Source organism: Escherichia sp. AM3 (assembly GCF_032029835.1).
Classification (GTDB): Bacteria; Pseudomonadota; Gammaproteobacteria; order Enterobacterales; family Enterobacteriaceae; genus Escherichia; species Escherichia coli.
Window position 1 is genome coordinate 1 of sequence record NZ_JAVUPQ010000321.1, and the last position, 1,262, is coordinate 1,262.

Annotated in this window: 1 protein-coding gene and 1 pseudogene; one reads left to right on the forward strand and one right to left on the reverse strand. The window is 38.2% G+C overall.

Features of this window, described 5'->3' with window-relative positions; all coding sequences use genetic code 11:
* Positions 1-76, forward strand: a pseudogene (locus RTW80_RS25490) (DUF1877 domain-containing protein); the annotation flags it as partial.
* 272 nt (positions 77-348) lie between these two features.
* On the opposite strand, the gene yfbN reads toward RTW80_RS25490, so the two are convergent.
* Positions 349-1,065, reverse strand: coding sequence for a protein YfbN (gene yfbN / locus RTW80_RS25495; protein ID WP_000455114.1), 717 nt, complete (start codon positions 1,063-1,065; stop codon positions 349-351).
* Positions 1,066-1,262: the final 197 nt, after the last annotated feature.

Genomic DNA, 1,262 nt, shown 5'->3' on the forward strand with positions numbered 1-1,262 from the left:
TATGGAAAAGCTGATTAGCGCGTATCGACGTATGCTGCGACAAGGGAATCATGCGCTGACGGTTATTGTTGGGTGATATAGCTTGATGCCTGGGGGAGAAAGACCCATTAGTTAAGATTTACGCCAGGATCATCTTGAAAAAATCTTTAACCATGGTCCGGTTTTTATCCCCTTGTATAAATATTACTAAATGCTTGCTTAGTCGCATTGTTAAATGCAATACCGTATATTCGGTATGTAACAGCGATATCCTCTGTGCTGGCAACGATCTGTCATGCTTGATGAAAACGGAATTGAACCTGTCATTACCAGGTAGATAAAAAGCCTGTTCAATTTTGGGATTATTTTTTATAACTCGTGTCTGTTATGGCGACACGGGAAAACATCAATATTGTCCTTCACAAATTGCAGTAATATAGAATCAACCTCTCTTGCAAGTTGGTCACAATGTATTATAAGCATTTTGAATATGTCATCCTCTGTAATCTCGTGAAAATTTTCGGCCTTGTCTTTTAGCTCATCATATCGGATTCTTGCAGTAACCATTTTTTGGGCGAGTTCTAATAACCCCAAAGCTTGCAATTGCTGGTGAGTATGATCACTTTCAAAAAATATCCCACACTCCATTCCTTCCCAACCAACATATTCATGCCATTCATAAACCAGCATAAATGTTTGTAAAACTGGCGGTAATAATTGGATATCTGCAAAACCAAACCAAAACTTACGCTTGAGATCCCACTCATATTCAATCGCCAATGCTATATTGTTTAAGGCATCTCCGGCATCCTTATTTTTACGCAAAATCAATTCCGTCAGTGTATAGCGTTGTTCATCAATACGCCGAAGAGCTTCTGCAATATCATAGTTTGTAGCCAACAAAACATTCTCTGCTTCCTGATGAGTGACGTCTGCTTTTGCCGTCAATATATTGATTTGGTCAATATGAAACAACTTGATGGCTTCATCAACATCACCGCCAGTCCTCTCTAACAAACGTCTGGCAACCTGGATACCGACAGGTACGTTCTTCCGAAGTTTACGAATTTCACTTAACCATTCCATGTCAAACCCCTTTAAATATTTATGATATTAAATATAACAACGTCTGGATAACGACCCGGCCTGACTGAATATCTCACGTTTTCCTGCTTAACATTCATGTTATGATGCTCTTGAAACTAATAATACGTATGGAATTGTCACTATTTATCTGCTAATGAATTCAAACAATGTCATTCGTTTGATGAATATATTATTTC

Coding starts and splice junctions, on each gene's coding strand:
- yfbN (WP_000455114.1), bottom strand. CDS start 1,065: ATGGAATGGTTAAGTGAAATTCGTAAACTTCGGAAGAACGTACCTGTC.